Below are 15,997 nucleotides of genomic sequence, written 5' to 3' on the forward strand. Positions count from 1 at the left end.
GCCCGATCAGCCGCCGCCGGCAGGCGGCAGCGTCACGCCCAGCGTGTCCAGGTGGATTTCGCCGGCGGCGTCGGCGCCGGCGCCCTGCGCCAGCCCGCGCGCACGCGCAATGAAACACAGGGTCCAGCGCGCCCGCACCGGCCGGCCCAGCGCCGCGCCGGTATCGGCATCTATGCCGCTGGGCACGTCCAGCGCCAGCACCGGCACGCCCCAGGCATTGGCCTGGTCCGCCAGCGCCTGCCAGTCCGCGCCCAGCGGACGGTTCAGCCCGATGCCGAACAGGCCGTCGATGACCAGTCCCGGCGTGAAGCCCGATTCGAGGGCGGACCAGGTCTGACCGCCCGCCGCCAGCCAGCCGGCATGGGCGCGGGCGGCGTCGGCAGGCAGGTTGCGCGCGCCCGACGGCAGCAGCACGCGCACGTCGTGGCCCATGGCCCGCAGCAAGGTCGCCGCCTCCAGGGCGTCGCCGCCGTTGTTGCCGGGACCGGCCAGGGCCAGCAGCGCCGTGCCCGGCGGCACGCGCGCGGCGACGAAACGCGCCGCGGCCGCCCCCGCCAGCGGCATCAGCCGCCGGCCCTCGGCCAGCGCCCGGCGTTCGGCGTCACGGATCCGGGCTACGGGCAGGAAAGTCGGCATGGCGATAGCCTCCTATGCGTGAATTTCACGCATTGCGTGAAATTCCACCAACAAATTGGAAGATGCCGCCCCGGACTCCCAGCAAACACGCGGGGCGCGGGGCGTCGGCCGATTGGCATGCATTTTGCGTTGTAGTCATCGCCGGGACGAGCCGGACCGGACGACCCAACTGAAAGAGACTACACCAATGCGTTCCATGAGCATCATCTGCCCGAACGGGCATTTAGGATTCGCCCCCCTGCGCACCGAGAGCTTCCAGCTCGGCGTCGCCGCCAGGCCGGACTTCATCGCCGCCGATTCGGGCAGCGACGACGTGGGTCCCGTGCCGCTGGGCTCCGACACCTCCACCAGCCCGCAAGCCTGGCAGCGCCACGACCTGGAGCAGATGCTGCTGGCCGCGCGCAAGCTGGGCGTGCCCATGATCATCGGATCGGCCGGCGACACCGGCGCGAACAGCCGCGTGGACCTGTACGTGAGCCTCATCAAGGAAATCGCCGCGCAGCACAAGCTGGCGCCGTTCAAGCTGGGCTATTTCTATTCGGAAGTCGACAAGAAACGCGTGCGCCGCGCGCTGCGCGACGGCCAGCAGGTGGCCGGCCTGGACGGCTACGCCGACCTGACCGAAGCCGAGCTGGACGCCAGCGACCGCATCGTCGCGGTGGCCGGCGTGCACCCCTACATCAAACTGCTGGAAGCGGGCGCGGACGTGATCATCGGCGGGCGCAGCTCCGACGCCGCCGTATTCGCCGCCCCGGCCCTGCACAAAGGCTATGACGCGGACAAGGCCTATTACCTGGGCAAGGTGCTGGAGTGCGCCTCGTTCTGCGCCGAACCCTATGGCGGCAAGGAAACGGTGATGGGCGAAATCTCGAAGGAAGACGTGCGCGTCACCGCCATGCATCCGGACCAGCGCTGCACCATCGCCTCGGTGGCCGGCCACGCCATGTACGAGCGCTCCAACCCCTACGAAGAATTCTTCGCCGGCGGGCGGCTCGACATGTCCGAATGCCGCTACGAGCAGCTCAGCGAGAAAACCACCCGCATCACCGGCTCGCGCTTCGAACCCGCCGCCCAGGTGCGCGTGAAGCTGGAGGGCTCGGGCAAGGTCGGCGAGCGCTACATGGGGCTTTGCGGCATACGCGACCCCTACACCATCGAAAACGTGGACCGCGTCATCGCCTGGGCGCGCGACAAGGTGCGCGAGCGTTTCGGCGACACGGGCTACGAGCTGCACTACAAGGTCTACGGGCGCGACGGCGTCATGGGCGAGCTGGAGCCGCTGCGCGACCAGCCCGGCCATGAACTCTGTGTGATGGTCCAGGGCGTCGCGCCCACGGCCGAGATGGCCGAGGAACTGACGCTCACGGGCCTGCGCCAGATGTTCTACGCCCGCCTGCCCGACGTGAAGGGCACGGCGGGCTCGGTGTCTTTCCCGCTGGACGAGGTGGTGCGCACCAGCGCCGCCTACCGCTGGACCCTGAACCACACGCTGCCGGTGCAGGACGCCGGCGAACTCTTCCCGATCCACCTCACCGAGGCCGGCGCCTGAGCCGGCAAGACCATGAGCACCCAGAAACTCAGCAGCCTGGCCAAGACCATCCGCAGCAAGAACGCGGGCGTGAACAAGATCACCTTCGACATCATCTTCCGCGAGCCGGCGACCTACGAGGCGGTCAAGCGCTCCGGCGCGTTGACGCGCGCCAGCGTGGCGGCCCTGTACCGGATCGACGACGCCCGCATCTCCGACTTCGTGCATTACGATCCCGGCCTGGCCATCAAGTTCACGATCTACCGGCTGGTTCCCAGCGGGTCGGCGGGCGACGGCGACATCTTCGGCGCGCAGCAGTACGCGCCGCTGCTGGACGTCGCCGTCCCCATGCCGGACTGAACGCCGCGGGCGCCGGGTCCGGTGCCCGCCATCCCCTCCGCCCTCCTGGAGAATCGAGCATGAATGCGCTAATGCAAACAACGTTGTTCCTGGCGGCGTCCCTGCTGGCCGGCGCGGCCGCCGCCCAGCCGGAAGTGCCCAAGCAGATCAAGATCGTGGTGCCGTTCACCGCCGGGGCCAGCAACGACGCGATCGCCCGCGTGATCGCGCCGCAGCTGGCCGCCCGCTTCGGCAATACGGTGATCGTCGAAAACCGCGGCGGCGCGGCCGGCGCGATCGGTTCCGAGTACGTCGCGCGTTCGGCCAAGGACGGTTCGGTGCTGCTGCTGACCTCGTCGACCTTCCTCACCACCGCCGCCACCCAGCCCCACCTGCCCTACGACGCCCTCAAGCAGTTCGCGCCGGTGGCGATGATCGGCCAGGGCCCGCTGGTCATCGCCGCCTCGGCGCAAACGCCGTACGGCTCGCTCAAAGAGCTGCTGGACGCCGCGCGCGCCAGGCCGGGCGCCCTGAACTACGGCAGCGCCGGCATCGGCTCGCTGGCCCACCTGGCCACGGTCATGCTGGACGACGCCGCGGGCACCCGGATGACGCACGTGCCCTACAAGGGCGCGGCCAACGCCGCCTCCGACCTGGCGGGCGGCCTGATCGACGTCATGCTGTCCAACTACAGCACGCTGGCGCCCGTGGTGCAGGGCAAGAAGGTCAAGCTGCTGGCCACCACCGCGCAGGCGGCCTCGCCGGCCTTCCCCGGCCTGTCGCCGGCGGCGCAGTCGCTGCCCGGCTACTCGGTGCAGATCTGGGTGGGCGTGTTCGCGCCGGCGGGCACGCCGCAGCCTTATATAGACAAGGTCAACGCCGCGCTCAATGAAATCTCCGCCTCTTCCGAGATGCGCGCTCTGCTGGACCTGGACGGCACCGTGCCGGCCCGCATGGACAGCGCCGCGTTCGGCGCGCGCGTGCGCGAGGACCTGGCGCTATGGCAGGGAATCGCGCGCAAGCACAACATCAGCGCGCAATAGTGCGCGCCCGGGGCCGCGTCAGCCGTCCAGCCCCAGCTTGAGCATCTGGTGGCGCAGGGCGTGGCGCGTCAGGCCCAGGGAATCGGCGGCGCGGCCCAGGTTGCCGCCCTGGGCCTGCAGCGCCGCGCGGATCAGGCCGCGCTGGAACTGCGCGGTCTGTTCGGCATAGCTGCCCCCTCCCGGGGACGGCGCCGCGGGCGCGGGCTTGCCCGCTTCGCGCAGGATGCGCTGCGGCAGATGGCGCGCCAGCACGGTGTCGCCATCCTCCAGGATGCAGATCCGCTCCAGCAGATTGCCCAGTTCGCGCACGTTGCCCGGCCAGGCGTAGGCCTTGAAGATGCGCCGCACTTCCGGATCGATGGCGGTGAAGCGGCTGCCGTGGGTGGCGTTATAGCGTTCCAGGAAGCGCTGCGCCAGCACGATGACGTCGTCGCCCCGCTCGCGCAAAGGCGGCAGGTTGATGGATACGACCTGCAGCCGGTAATAGAGATCGTCGCGGAACCGCCCGGCCTGCACTTCGCCCAGCAGGATCTTGTTGGTGGCGGCGATGAAGCGGGCGTCGACCGAGACCTCCTGCACCGAGCCGATGCGCCTGAAGCGGCGGCTGTCCAGCAAGGTCAGGATCTTGGCCTGCATGACCGGGTCCAGTTCGCGGATCTCGTCCAGGAACACGCTGCCGCCGTTGGCGGCTTCCAGCAGCCCGGCCTTGCGCGCCACGGCGCCGGTGAAGGCGCCGCGTTCGTGGCCGAACAGCTCGGATTCAAGCAGATTGCCCGGGATGGCGGCGCAGTTGATCTCGGTATAGCCCTTGGCCGCGCGCGCCGATTGCGCGTGCAGGTTGCGCGCGACCAGCCCCTTGCCGGTGCCGGTTTCCCCGTAGATGAGGACGATGCTGGCCTTGCTGCGCGCGACCCGGCCGACCAGGTCGCGCAAGGCCACCATCGATGGGTGGTCCCCGATGAGCGGCTCGCAGGCGGACGGGGCGGCGGGCATGGGGACGTACCCCTTACACTTTCAGGAAATGCTCGCGGTAATACTTGAGCTCGTCGATCGACTCGTAGATGTCCGCCAGCGCCTCGTGGCGGCTTTTCTTCTCGAAGCCCTTGTAGACCGCCGGCGCCCAGCGGCGCGCCAGCTCCTTCAGGGTGCTGACGTCCAGGTTGCGGTAGTGGAAGAACTGCTCCAGGCGCGGCATGTAGGCGAACATGAAGCGGCGGTCCTGGCTGATGGTGTTGCCGCACAGCGGCGACTTGCCGGCCGGCACGTGCTGCGCAAGAAATGCCAACAGCGTATCCTCTGCCTGGGCCTCGGAAATGGTGGACGCGCGGACCTTGTCGATCAGGCCGCTCTTGCCGTGCGTGGACTTGTTCCAGTTGTCCATGGCGTCGAGCAGGCTGTCGGGCTGATGCACCACCAGCACGGGGCCTTCGGCCACGACCGTCAGGTCGGCCTCGGTCACCACCACGGCCACCTCGATGATGCGTTCTTTTTCAGGGTCCAGGCCGGTCATTTCCATGTCCAGCCAGACCAGGCGGTTTTCGTTCACAGCCATATAATTTGCCTATAAGAGAATGCCCCCGCGCAGCGCCTTCGGCAAACGGGGCGGTTTTTTACCTCGGGACGGCCCGCCGGTAAAAACACGCGATTTTCTCACATACATTTCAGAGTCCACCGCAATATCCATGTTCACTCTGCTGTTCGTTGCCTTCCTGCTGACCGATATCGCCGTGCGCCTGTGGCTGGCGTCGCGGCAGATCCGTCACGTCGCGCGCAACCGCGACCAGGTGCCGTCCGAGTTCTCCCACCGGATCGGGCTGGCCAGCCACCAGCGCGCGGCCGACTACACCGTGGCGCGGGTCAAGCTGGGCATGCTGGAACGCACTTACGACGCCATCCTGCTGGTGTGCCTGACCCTGATGGGCGGGCTGCAGTTCATCGACCTGGCGATGGCCCAGCTTACCAGCAACGACTTCGTCAGGCAGATGCTGCTGTTGGTTGCGGTTGCCCTGCTGCTGGGCCTGCTGGGGCTGCCCTTCACCCTGTGGCGGCAGTTCCGGCTGGAGGCCCGCTTCGGCTTCAACCGCATGACGCCGCGGCTGTTCGCGGCCGACGCCATCAAGGGGCTGGCCGTGGCCGCGGTGCTGGGCCTGCCGCTGGCGGCCGCGGTGCTGTGGCTGATGGGCAGCGCGGGCGCGTACTGGTGGATCTGGGCCTGGGCGCTCTGGACGGCGTTCAACCTGGCGCTGCTGGTCATCTACCCGATGTTCATCGCCCCGCTCTTCAACAAATTCACCCCGCTGTCCGATCCGGAGCTGGCCGGGCGCATCCAGCGCCTGGCGCAGCGCTGCGGCTTCGCGCTCAACGGGCTGTTCGTGATGGACGGCTCGCGCCGCTCGGCCCATGGCAACGCCTATTTCACGGGCTTCGGGCGCTCGCGCCGCATCGTGTTCTTCGACACCCTGCTGGCGCGCCTGAACGGCGACGAAATCGAGGCCGTGCTGGCCCACGAGCTGGGCCATTTCGCCAAGCGCCACATCATCAAGCGCGTGCTGTTCAGTTTCGCCGCGGCGCTGGTGTTCTTCGCCATCCTGGGCTGGGTCTCCCAGCAGCCCTGGTTCTACGTCGGGCTGGGCGTGCTGCCGCAGCTGGGCGGACGCAACGACGCGATGGCGCTGCTGCTGTTTTTCCTGGTGATCCCCGTGTTCACCTTCATGCTTACCCCGCTGGCCAGCTGGTACTCGCGGCGCGACGAATTCGAGGCGGACCGCTACGCGGCTGAACAGAGTTCGGCCGAACGCCTGGTCTCCGCGCTGGTCAAACTCTACGACGACAACGCCGCCACCCTGACGCCCGATCCCGTGCATTCCGCCTTCTACGACAGCCATCCCCCCGCCGCCGTGCGCATCCGCCACCTGACGGCGGCCGCTGCATGAGCGGCCCGGGCCGCCCCAAGGGCGTAAACCACGCAGAGCCGGCCCCCGGGCCGAACGAAGGCCGCATCATCGCGGCCCACGGCCGCCACTACACGGTCGAGCTGGCCGACGGCACGCTGCGCAAATGCTTTCCGCGCGGCAAGAAGGCCGGCGCCGCCGTCGGCGACCGCGTGCGCATCACGCCCCAGGGCAAGGACGAAGGCGCGATCGACGCCATCCTGCCGCGGCGCAATCTGCTCTACCGGTCCGACGAGATGCGCTCCAAGCAGTTCGCCTCCAACGTGGACCAGCTGCTGATCGTGGTCGCGGTGCAGCCCACGTTCTCGGACGACCTGACCGGCCGCGCCCTGGCCGGGGCCTGGAGCGCCGGCATCGCCCCCATCATCGTGCTGAACAAGACCGATCTGGCCGACGAACTGCCGGCGGCGCGCGCGCGCCTGGCGCCCATCGCGGCGCTGGGGGTGGACATCATCGAACTGAGCGCGCTGGAACCCGACAAGGTGCACACCCTGCTCGCGCCGCGCCTGGCCGGGCACACCAGCCTGCTGCTGGGGCAAAGCGGCATGGGCAAATCGACGCTGCTGAACGCGCTGGTGCCGGACGCGGCCGCGCCCACCCGCGAACACTCCACCGCGCTGGACATGGGCAAGCACACCACCACCAGCACGCGGCTCTACCACCTGCCCGCGCCGGGCGGCGACCTGATAGATTCGCCGGGATTCCAGGCCTTCGGCCTGCAGCACCTGAGCCGCGAGGACATCATCCGCGGGTTCCCGGAATTCACCGGCCCCATCGAGCAGTGCCGCTTCTACAACTGCACCCACCGGCACGAGCCGGGCTGCGGCGTGGTCGCCGCCTTGCAGGCCGGCGCCATCGATCCCTCGCGCTACGCCCTGTACCAGCGCATCCTCGAAGAAAACCTGGCGGGCCAGCAGCGCTATTAGCCTTGCCGGCGCCCCGGCGTCCCGTCAGCGCGGCTCGAAGCCGTGGCGCACCAGGTGATACAGGTTGCGCAGCATGCCGGCGGTGGCGCCCCAGATGAAATGCTTGCCATAGGGCATGCCGTAGTACTGGCGCACCCGGCCGTCGTCCAGCCGGGCCTGGTACAGGCGGTGGTTGGCCGGGTCCATCAGGAATGGCAGCGGCACTTCGAACACCTCGGCCACCTCGAAGGCGTCGGGCGCCAGATCGAAGCCCGGGCGCACCAGCGACACCACGGGAATGATGGAAAAACCGGTGGCCGTCAGATAAGGCGGCATGCTGCCCAGCACTTCCACGTGGCTGGCCGGCAGGCCGGTTTCTTCTTCGGCCTCGCGCAGCGCGGCGGCCTGCGGCGTGGCGTCGCTGAGTTCGATGCGCCCGCCCGGAAAACTGATCTGGCCGGCATGGTCGTGCAGGTGGGCGGCGCGCTGCGTGAGCATGATGGACACGCCGTTGTCGCGGGCCACCAGCGGAATCAGCACCGCGGCCGGCACCGGCACGCCTTCGCGGCCCGGATAGCGCAGGTCGGTATCGCGCGACAGTTCCAGCGTCCAGGTCGACGGCTGGCTGAGCGTGCCGCGCAAGCGGTCGGGCGTCAGCAGACTGGCGGGCACGGCGGGCAGGGCCTCGTTGGCCGTCACCCACGGTTGCGTCGCCGGATCGAAGCCGGGACGCGCCAACGGCCGGCGTGGCCGCGGAGAAGACGAGGAATCAGACATACGGCTTTTTGAAAAGAAAAAGGCACCCTCGCAGGTGCCTTTTTAACCCGGAAACCCGTGCCGGACGAAAACGCGGGAGGGCGTGAGCGTCCGACACTGGTAGGGCCGTGTGCCGATAAGCGATCAAGCCGCCGAGGCTTGCTTGCTGACCAGCTTTTCCTTGATACGCGCCGACTTGCCCGAGCGGTTGCGCAGGTAGTACAGCTTGGCGCGGCGCACGTCGCCGCGGCGCTTGACTTCGATGCCGGCGATTTGCGGCGAGTACAGCTGGAACGTACGTTCCACGGCTTCACCCGACGAAATCTTGCGCACGGTGAACGCGGAGTTCAGGCCGCGGTTGCGCTTGGCGATGACGACGCCTTCGAAGGCCTGCACGCGCTTGCGGGTGCCTTCAACGACGTTCACGCTCACGATGACGGTGTCACCGGGAGCAAATTCAGGCTTGGCCACACCGCCGGTCAGGCGGGCGATTTCTTCCTGTTCCAGGATAGCGATAAGGTTCATGAGAACTCCTAGATCATCGTGTCATTGCGGACTGAATTTGCCGTCCGATATTGTTTGCGCGCGGGCTCCTGACGATGCAAAAAAGACGCTCGAAAGAAGCCGCGTGCCTGTGAGCCCGGGCCTGTGGCCCCGCCCCACTCTTGCCGCAAGCAGAGGATGAGATTTGGCAAACCAATGATTCTACACCAAAAATCCCAAAACACGCTGGGTAGAATATGCGTGCGCCGCAGCTTTGCTGTACGCTTCCACTCTCTGTAACAAACACGTCACACGGCGCGGCTCCCTACATGTCGTACTCGTCCCTGCTTTTGGTCGTCCTGGCGGCGATGGCCCACGCAACGTGGAATCTGCTCGCCAAGCGCGCGGCCATGGTGGGCGCGCCCTTCGTGTTCGCCTACGGGCTGTGCGCTTCGGTGCTGTACGCGCCGTGGGTGGCCTGGGTGCTGATGCACGACGGCATGACCTGGACCTGGCCCGTGGTGGGCGCCATCCTGACTTCGAGCCTGTTGCACCTGGGCTACAGCCTGTGCTTGCAGCGCGGCTATCAGGTGGCGGACCTGTCGGTGGTGTATCCGATCGCCCGGGGCACCGGCCCGCTGCTGTCGACCACCGGCGCCTTCCTGCTGCTGGGCGAACCCGCCACCGGCACCGGCATCGCCGGCATGCTGTGCGTGGTGATCGGCGTGCTGCTGATCGCCACCCAGGGCCGGCTGGCCATCTTCAAGCAGGCCCAGGCCTGGATCGGCGTGCGCTGGGGCATGGTGATCGGCCTTTTCATCGCGGCCTATACCGTGGTGGACGCCTACGGCGTAAAGGTGCTGCTGATCAGCCCGGTGCTGTTCGACTGGTTCACCTGCGTGACCCGCACGGCCATGATGACGCCCCACATGCTGAGCCGCCGGGCCCAGGCCTGGGATTCCATGCGCGGCCATTGGCACCTGGCGCTGGCGGTGGGCCTGCTGTCGCCGCTGGGCTACATCCTGGTGCTGTACGCCTTGCGCAACGGCGCGCCGCTGAGCCTGGTGGCGCCTGCGCGGGAAATGTCCATGATGCTGGGCACCCTGGCGGGCATGTTCCTGCTGCGCGAAAAAGTCGGGCCGGGCCGCCTGGCCGGCTGTTTGTCCATACTGGTGGGCGTGGTGCTGCTGGGTTCCACCTGAGCCGCCGGGCCGGTCAGAAGCCGGCGGCCGCGCCCAGCCACATCAGCCCGGGAATGATGGCGCCCCAGGCCAGCACCATGATCACGTCCACCACCATCTGCTTGCGGGTGACCCGCGCCGTGACGGGCTCGACCGTGGCGTTGCCCAGGCTGTGATCGCGCGCGGCCGGGGCTGCGGCGGGACGGCCGACGGGCGTGGGGGCCGCGGCAGGCGCGGCCGGCGGCGTCTGCACGCCCGCTTCGGCCGGCGCCGGCGGGAACGGCCAGCGAGCCGGCATGGAACCGGGGCGCGCACGCCGGCGCGCGCCGCCTTCCGACAGGGACGCGTCCCAGGGCGAGGCCAGGCCCGCCAGCCGGGCGCAGACCATGCGGGCGCGCTGCGCGCCACGGCGCAGCGGATTCAGCGAGACGGCAAGCTCGTCCGGCAGGACGGAAATATCGGCGGTGTTCATGTGAACTCCTTGAAAAGACGATCCAGCGCCTGGGCAGGCGCCCGGGCAACCCTCCGCGGCGACAGCCCGCGGTCAATCGAACAATGACAACTGGCCTGCGGCCGCGGGCGATACGTGACGGGGCGAACCGCGACGGGGCGATACGTGGGAAACGGGGACCCCTGAAGACGCTTGCGCGCCAGCCGGGGATAGAGGGAAATCTGCGCCCGCCTGCGCGCCGGCCGGGCGCAGGAAGCGGCTGCAATCCAGGGCCAGCCGGTGCCGGTTCAGGCCCAGCTTGCGCGTGGCGACGGCGAAACGCTGGCGCAGCAGGTCGGCCCAGACGCCGGTTCCGCGCATGCGCGAACCGAAATTGGGATCGTTGCGGCGGCCGTTGCGCAGGTCTTCGACGCGGTGCAGCACACGCTGGGCGCGGTCGGGAAAATGGACGTTGAGCCAGTCCTCGAACAGGGTCTTGACCTCCCACGGCAGGCGCAGGACGGTGTAGCTGGCGTAATGGGCGCCGGCCGCCTTGGACTCCTGGAGGATGTGCTCCATGGATTCGTCGTTGATGAACGGAATGACCGGCGCCACCAGCACCCCCACGGGCACGCCGGCGTCGGTCAGGCTGCGCACGGCCTCCAGGCGGCGCCAGGGCGCGGCGGCGCGGGGCTCCAGCGTGCGGGCCATGGCGGCGTCCAGCGTGGTGATGCTCATGTAGACCACCACCAGTTTTTGTTCGGCCAGGGCCGCCAGCAGGTCCAGGTCGCGGGCGACCAGGCCGTTCTTGGTGACGATGGTGAGCGGATGCCGGGTTTCCAGCATGAGTTCGAGCAGGCCGCGCGTCAGGCGCCACTCGCGCTCGATGGGCTGGTACGGATCGGTGGCCGACCCGATATTGATGGGCGACGGCTTGTAACCGGGGCGGCTGAGTTCGGCGCGCAGGGCCTGGACCGCATTGGCCTTGGCCACCAGCCGGGTTTCGAAATCCAGCCCGGGCGAATAGCCCAGGTAGGAATGCGTGGGCCGGGCGTAGCAATACACGCAGCCGTGCTCGCAGCCCCGGTAGGGGTTGATCGCGGCGTCGAAGGGAATGTCGGGCGAATCGTTGCGCGACAGCATCTTGCGGGCCTGTTCCGCCGTGACCGTGGTCTTGGGCGCGGCCGGCGCATGGCGCGTGTCGGGCAGGATGGGGATGACCCGGGAAGGCGCTTCCGTGGAGGCTGCGTCGGAATAATTATCGGGGACAGTGTCTACGAAATCGGCCGGTAATCCGGAGGCGGACCAGCCGTCGTCGACCTGCACGCGGTCATCGCGCTGAAAGCGATGCCGAACATTAGTAACCGCACCCCGACCGCGCAAGGCGGCGGGGGCGGCAGCCGGGGACCCAGAACCGGCGGGAAAAGAATGATCGGTGCGTGCCATGAAAACTACTGTACAAAAACACAGTGGTTTTGACAAGCACCAAAAGCCTTTTCGTAAGACAACCCCACTTTACCGCAAGACGCCCGCGCCGGGAGGACAAATCGATTTCATCAGGCGATATCGCCCGCAAACCCGCGCCAATGCTAGGTTTAGCACAAAAACAACAGCGCGGATCTGGGCCGTGGGGCCGCCGCCGGGCGGCCGCTCCCGCCGCCTAACGCAGCATGCCCGCCGCAGCGGTCTGGTGCGTGGCTTCGTCGATCAGGATGAACGCCCCGGTCGCCGGCACGTCGGCATAACGGTCGACCGCCAGCGCGTCGCGCGTGGTGAAGCTGACCCTGCCGATATCGTTCATGCGCAGCGTGCCTTCGGTGTTCTCCACTTCCTGCAGCTCATGGATATCGCGATGCGACAGCACCGCGCGGATCTTCGCCGACGTCAGCCGCGTGCCCGACTTCAGCAGATACTTGCGCGCCGGGTTCAAGGCCTGCGCGTCGAGCCAGCACAGCTCGGCCTCGAACTCGCGCGCAACCGTGGCGGGCGCCGCGGCGTGCACGATGACGTCGCCGCGCGACACGTCCACGTCACGGTCCAGCACCAGCGTGATCGAATCGCCGGCCACCGCCTCGTCAAGCAGGCGGTCGAAGGCGCGCAGCTCGCGCACCCTGGCCGTCACGCCCGAAGGCTGCACCGCGATCTCGTCGCCCGGGCGCAGCACGCCGCTGGCCACGCGGCCGGCGTAGCCGCGGAAGTCTTCCTTGCGGTCGCCGTCATGGCGCGCGACCCATTGCACCGGCAGGCGCAGCGGCGCAGCGCGCCCGTCGGCCGCCAGGTCCAGCGATTCCAGCAGCGCCAGCAGGGGCTGCCCTTCGTACCATGGCGTGTTGGCAGACAGCGTGACCACGTTGTCGCCGTTGAGCGCCGACAGCGGCAGCGCGTCGAAATGCGCGATGCCCAGCTTGGCGGCCAGCGCCGCATAGGCATCGCGGATGCGTTCGAATACGGCGCGATCCCAGTCCACCAGGTCCATCTTGTTGACCGCCACCACGATGTGGCGGATGCCCAGCAGGCGCGCGATGGTGCTGTGGCGCTTGGTCTGCGGCAGCAGCTGGCCGTCGGCCGCGCGGGTGGCGTCGATCAGGATCACGGCCACGTCCGCCGTCGATGCCCCGGTCACCATGTTGCGCGTGTACTGCTCGTGGCCCGGCGCGTCGGCGATGATGAATTTGCGGGTCGGCGTGGAGAAATAGCGGTAGGCCACGTCGATGGTGATGCCCTGCTCGCGCTCGGCCTCCAGGCCGTCGGTCAGCAGCGAGAAGTCGATGCCGTCGCCCGCCACGCGCTTGTGCTTGGCGCGCGAGATCGCGTCGAGCTGGTCGGCGAACACGCCCTTGCTGTCGTACAGCAGGCGGCCGATCAGGGTGGACTTGCCGTCGTCCACCGACCCGGCGGTGATCAGGCGCAGCACGCCCGCGTCGGCGCCAAAAAGAAAGGATTCGTTCAGTGCGTTCATGTGCGTCCTTTGCGATCAGAAATAGCCTTCCTTCTTGCGGCGCTCCATCGAGGCCTCGGAAGTCTGGTCGTCCATGCGGGTGGCGCCGCGCTCGGTGATGTCGGTCACCGCGGTCTCGGCGATGATGGCCAGCGGGTCCGCGGCCTCGGAAGCCACCGGGCAGGTGCAGGAGATATCGCCCACGGTGCGAAAGCGCACCGGCAGGCGCTCGACCTGCTCGCCTTCCTGCGGCGGCGTCAGCCGCGTGACCGGCACCAAGAGGCCCTTGCGGCGCACCACTTCGCGCTCGTGGCTGTAATAGATGGAAGGCAGCGCCAGCCGTTCGCGCTGGATGTACTGCCAGACGTCCAGCTCGGTCCAGTTCGAGATCGGGAACACGCGCATGTTCTCGCCGCGGTGCACGCGGGTGTTGAACAGGTTCCACAGCTCGGGACGCTGGGCCTTGGGGTCCCATTGGCCGAATTCGTCACGGAACGAAAAAATGCGTTCCTTGGCGCGCGCCTTCTCCTCGTCGCGCCGCGCCCCGCCGATGCAGGCGTCGAAGCCGAATTCCTCGATCGCCTCCAGCAGCGTCACGGCCTGCGCCGCGTTGCGCGAATCGGTCTCGCGGCGCAGCACCACGCTGCCGCGCGCGATCGAGTCCTCCACGCTGCGCACGATCAGGGTCTCGCCCAGCTCGGCCGCGCGCGCGTCGCGGAAAGCGATCACCTCGTCGAAGTTGTGTCCGGTGTCGATATGCATCAGGGGAAACGGAAAGCGGCCGGGCCGGAAGGCCTTTTCCGCCAGGCGCAGCAGCACCACGGAATCCTTGCCGCCCGAAAACAGCAGCACCGGCTTTTCGCTTTCCGCGGCGACCTCGCGCAGGATGAATATCGCTTCCGATTCCAGCCAATCCAGGTGGCTGCGTTGGATGACGGCAGACATGACTACTCCACTAAAACAGATTTCGAATTCAGGGGCGGCGTCATTCGGCGCGCGCCACGACGGAGATGACCCGGTTGCCCGCATGCAGGCCGCATTCCTTGGAGTCCGATGACTCCCACCACCAGCGCCCGGCGCGCAGGTCCTCGCCCGGCCGCACGGCGCGCGTACAGGGCTCGCAGCCGATGGACGGGTAGCCCTGGTCGTGCAGCGGGTTATAGGGAATGCCGAAAGCGCGGATGAGGGACCAGACCTCCTCCTCGCTCCACTCGGCCAGCGGGTTGAACTTGTAGAGGCCGAAGGTCTCGTCGCGCTCTTCCAGCGGCAGTTCGCCGCGGGTGGTGGACTGCGCGCGCCGCTGCCCCGTGATCCAGGCGCCGCGCCCGGCCAGCGCGCGCTTGAGCGGTTCGACCTTGCGGATGCCGCAACAGGCTTTGCGCAGTTCCACGCTCTCGTAGAACGCATAGGCGCCGTGCTCGGCCACGTGCCGCGCCACGGCCTCGGCGTCGGGACGGTACACGGTCACCTCGCGTCCGTAGCGCTCGCGCACCGCGTCCAGCACGCCCAGCGTTTGGGCATGCAGCCGGCCCGTGTCCAGCGTAAAGACTTCCAGGTCCGAGCCGGCGGCGTACAGCGCGTGCGTCAGCACCATGTCCTCGGCGGCCAGCGACGAAGCCAGCGCCGCATCGGGGTAGCGGCGCCGGATGTCGGCCAGGGTCAGGTTCAGTTCGCGCCAGCGCGCGGCCAGCCCGTCTTCCAGTTGGGGAAAAAATTCAGTCGTCATGCCGGCACCGCAAAAATGCGCGCCCGCCGCGGACGCGCCAGAAGGATTTCGCCGTCGCGCAGGCCCAGCTCGCGGTATCGCGACTCGGGCACCTCGGCCTCGATCAGCGCCGCCGAGTCCTCGCGCGCCAGTTCCAGGTAGGCGCTGGGCCCGGCCAGATAGGCGTGCGACAGGCGCACCGCGATGCCCTCGGCGCCTGCGCGGTAGCGTTCGATGTCGAATTCGTGCGGCCGCACGTAGGCGGTGGCGCGCTGACTTTCGGCCTGGGCCAGTTCGGGCGCGGGCAGCGACAGGCCGGCGCCGCTCCAGACCCCGCGCGTGGCCACGCCCTGCAGCGAATTCACGTCTCCCAGAAAGCCATACACGAACGGCGTGGCCGGCGCTTCCCAGACCTCGCGCGGCGTGCCCACCTGTTCGATGCGGCCGGCGTTCATCAGCACCACGCGGTCGGACACCTCCAGCGCTTCTTCCTGGTCATGGGTCACGAACACGCTGGCCACGTGCAGCTCGTCGTGCAGCCGCCGCAGCCAGCGCCGCAGTTCCTTGCGCACCTTGGCGTCCAGCGCGCCGAAAGGTTCGTCCAGCAGCAGCACCCTGGGCTCCACGGCCAGCGCGCGGGCCAGCGCGATGCGCTGGCGCTGGCCGCCGGACAGCTGCGCCGGATAGCGGTCGGCCAGCCAGTCCAGCTGCACCAGGCCCAGCAGGTCGTGCACCTTGCGCCGGATCTGGTCCTCGGGCGGGCGCTGCGACCGGTGCTTGACGCGCAGCCCGAAAGCCACGTTCTCGAACACCGTCATGTGCTTGAAGAGCGCGTAGTGCTGGAACACGAAACCGACCTGGCGGCGGCGCACGTCCACCGCCGTGGCGTCCTCGCCCGCGAACAGCACGCAGCCGGCGTCGGCCGACTCCAGCCCCGCGATGATGCGCAGCAGCGTCGTCTTGCCGCAGCCCGAAGGCCCCAGCAGCGCCACCAGCTCGCCCGTCTCGATGTGCAGCGATACGTCGTTCAAGGCGCGGAATTCGCCGAAGCGCTTGGACAGGTTGCGGACTTCGATACTCATTCTGGTCTCCGTGTGGGCCG

Annotated in this window: 17 protein-coding genes; 6 read left to right on the forward strand and 11 right to left on the reverse strand. The window is 68.4% G+C overall.

Features of this window, described 5'->3' with window-relative positions; genetic code table 11:
• Positions 1 to 6 precede the first annotated feature (6 nt).
• Positions 7 to 636 (reverse strand): NAD(P)H-hydrate epimerase, encoded by a 630-nt coding sequence (locus AC1M14_RS19395; protein ID WP_102774847.1) that lies wholly within the window; start codon positions 634 to 636, stop codon positions 7 to 9.
• 187 nt (positions 637 to 823) lie between these two features.
• Between AC1M14_RS19395 and AC1M14_RS19400 the strand changes: the two genes are divergently transcribed.
• The 3 genes from AC1M14_RS19400 (at position 824) to AC1M14_RS19410 (ending at position 3,546) form a co-directional block, all read left to right on the forward strand.
• Entirely contained in the window at positions 824 to 2,185 is a 1,362-nt protein-coding gene (locus tag AC1M14_RS19400; RefSeq protein WP_479730280.1) for an acyclic terpene utilization AtuA family protein, read from the forward strand.
• A 12-nt stretch (positions 2,186 to 2,197) separates the two neighbouring features.
• Positions 2,198 to 2,524 (forward strand): DUF4387 domain-containing protein, encoded by a 327-nt coding sequence (locus tag AC1M14_RS19405; RefSeq protein ID WP_102774849.1) that lies wholly within the window; start codon positions 2,198 to 2,200, stop codon positions 2,522 to 2,524.
• Between the two features lie 71 nt (positions 2,525 to 2,595).
• A complete protein-coding gene (locus AC1M14_RS19410; protein WP_102774850.1) occupies positions 2,596 to 3,546 on the forward strand; it encodes a tripartite tricarboxylate transporter substrate-binding protein in 951 nt (316 codons plus the stop codon).
• Positions 3,547 to 3,564: 18 nt separating this feature from the next.
• On the opposite strand, the gene AC1M14_RS19415 is transcribed toward AC1M14_RS19410, so the two are convergent.
• Positions 3,565 to 4,539 carry a sigma-54 interaction domain-containing protein gene (locus tag AC1M14_RS19415; protein ID WP_479730281.1) on the reverse strand — a complete coding sequence of 325 codons (975 nt, stop codon included), beginning with the start codon at positions 4,537 to 4,539 and terminating at the stop codon, positions 3,565 to 3,567.
• 13 nt (positions 4,540 to 4,552) lie between these two features.
• On the reverse strand, positions 4,553 to 5,098 hold the full coding sequence (orn, locus tag AC1M14_RS19420; RefSeq protein WP_049072382.1) for an oligoribonuclease: 546 nt from the start codon (positions 5,096 to 5,098) through the stop codon (positions 4,553 to 4,555).
• Between the two features lie 130 nt (positions 5,099 to 5,228).
• Between orn and AC1M14_RS19425 the strand changes: the two genes are divergently transcribed.
• A complete protein-coding gene (locus AC1M14_RS19425) occupies positions 5,229 to 6,479 on the forward strand; it encodes a M48 family metallopeptidase (protein ID WP_111827301.1) in 1,251 nt (416 codons plus the stop codon).
• Positions 6,476 to 7,423, forward strand: coding sequence for a ribosome small subunit-dependent GTPase A (rsgA, locus tag AC1M14_RS19430; RefSeq protein ID WP_102774853.1), 948 nt, complete (start codon positions 6,476 to 6,478; stop codon positions 7,421 to 7,423). The genes AC1M14_RS19425 and rsgA overlap by 4 nt, the downstream gene beginning before the upstream one ends.
• Before the next feature lie 24 nt (positions 7,424 to 7,447).
• Here the strand turns inward: rsgA and AC1M14_RS19435 are convergent, their stop codons facing one another.
• Positions 7,448 to 8,179, reverse strand: a complete 732-nt coding sequence (locus AC1M14_RS19435) for a CoA pyrophosphatase (RefSeq protein WP_102774854.1) — start codon at positions 8,177 to 8,179, stop codon at positions 7,448 to 7,450.
• A 123-nt stretch (positions 8,180 to 8,302) separates the two neighbouring features.
• A complete protein-coding gene (gene rplS / locus AC1M14_RS19440; RefSeq protein WP_043543023.1) occupies positions 8,303 to 8,683 on the reverse strand; it encodes a 50S ribosomal protein L19 in 381 nt (126 codons plus the stop codon).
• Positions 8,684 to 8,970: 287 nt separating this feature from the next.
• On the opposite strand from rplS, the gene AC1M14_RS19445 reads away from it, so the two are divergent.
• Entirely contained in the window at positions 8,971 to 9,843 is an 873-nt protein-coding gene (locus AC1M14_RS19445) for a DMT family transporter (protein ID WP_102774855.1), read from the forward strand.
• Between the two features lie 13 nt (positions 9,844 to 9,856).
• Here the strand turns inward: AC1M14_RS19445 and AC1M14_RS19450 are convergent, their stop codons facing one another.
• From AC1M14_RS19450 to AC1M14_RS19475, 6 genes are all read right to left on the reverse strand, one after another.
• Positions 9,857 to 10,294 (reverse strand): hypothetical protein, encoded by a 438-nt coding sequence (locus AC1M14_RS19450; RefSeq protein ID WP_168202336.1) that lies wholly within the window; start codon positions 10,292 to 10,294, stop codon positions 9,857 to 9,859.
• Positions 10,295 to 10,366: 72 nt separating this feature from the next.
• Positions 10,367 to 11,698 carry a PA0069 family radical SAM protein gene (locus AC1M14_RS19455; RefSeq protein WP_247747884.1) on the reverse strand — a complete coding sequence of 444 codons (1,332 nt, stop codon included), beginning with the start codon at positions 11,696 to 11,698 and terminating at the stop codon, positions 10,367 to 10,369.
• A gap of 214 nt (positions 11,699 to 11,912) precedes the next feature.
• The gene (locus AC1M14_RS19460) at positions 11,913 to 13,211 is read right to left on the reverse strand and encodes a sulfate adenylyltransferase subunit 1 (protein ID WP_111827297.1); all 1,299 of its coding nucleotides are present in this window, start codon (positions 13,209 to 13,211) and stop codon (positions 11,913 to 11,915) included.
• A 15-nt stretch (positions 13,212 to 13,226) separates the two neighbouring features.
• Positions 13,227 to 14,135 carry a sulfate adenylyltransferase subunit CysD gene (gene cysD / locus AC1M14_RS19465; RefSeq protein WP_102774859.1) on the reverse strand — a complete coding sequence of 303 codons (909 nt, stop codon included), beginning with the start codon at positions 14,133 to 14,135 and terminating at the stop codon, positions 13,227 to 13,229.
• A 40-nt stretch (positions 14,136 to 14,175) separates the two neighbouring features.
• Positions 14,176 to 14,916, reverse strand: a complete 741-nt coding sequence (locus tag AC1M14_RS19470; RefSeq protein WP_479730282.1) for a phosphoadenylyl-sulfate reductase — start codon at positions 14,914 to 14,916, stop codon at positions 14,176 to 14,178.
• Positions 14,913 to 15,977, reverse strand: coding sequence for a sulfate/molybdate ABC transporter ATP-binding protein (locus tag AC1M14_RS19475; RefSeq protein WP_479730283.1), 1,065 nt, complete (start codon positions 15,975 to 15,977; stop codon positions 14,913 to 14,915). Before AC1M14_RS19475 ends, AC1M14_RS19470 begins: the two co-directional genes overlap by 4 nt.
• Positions 15,978 to 15,997: the final 20 nt, after the last annotated feature.

This window comes from Achromobacter sp. SX5, assembly GCF_056711425.1.